At 68.6% G+C, this 354-nt stretch carries 1 pseudogene; it reads left to right on the top strand.

From position 1 onward, the window contains the following. Nucleotides 1-354: pseudogene (locus IG05_RS0141285) on the top strand (pyridine nucleotide-disulfide oxidoreductase); the annotation flags it as partial.

Raw genomic sequence — 354 nt, 5'->3', positions numbered from 1 at the left:
CGTGAACGGCGGACCGCAGTTCACCTACATCTCCCTCGACGACTACCGCATCGTCGCCGGCCAGATCATGGGCACCGGCGACGGCAAGCGGTCCACGGCCGACCGCGTCGCCGTTCCCTACACCCTCTTCATGACCCCGCCGCTCGCCCGGGTGGGCATGACGGAGAAGGAGGCACACGCCCTCGGGCGGTCCGTGCGCGTGGCCGCCAAGGACGTCGCAGCGCTGATGGCCATGCCGCGTGCCAGCATCGTGGGCGACGTCCGCGGAATGATGAAGTTCGTCGTGGATGCCGAGACCGACGAGATCCTCGGCGCGGCGCTCCTCAGCGTGGACGCGCAGGAACTGATCAACAC

The organism is Streptomyces sp. NRRL S-1022 (assembly GCF_000720135.1).
GTDB lineage: Bacteria > Actinomycetota > Actinomycetes > Streptomycetales > Streptomycetaceae > Streptomyces.
Note: the sequence above shows the minus strand (reverse complement) of the source record. Positions and strands in the feature narration are given on the sequence as shown.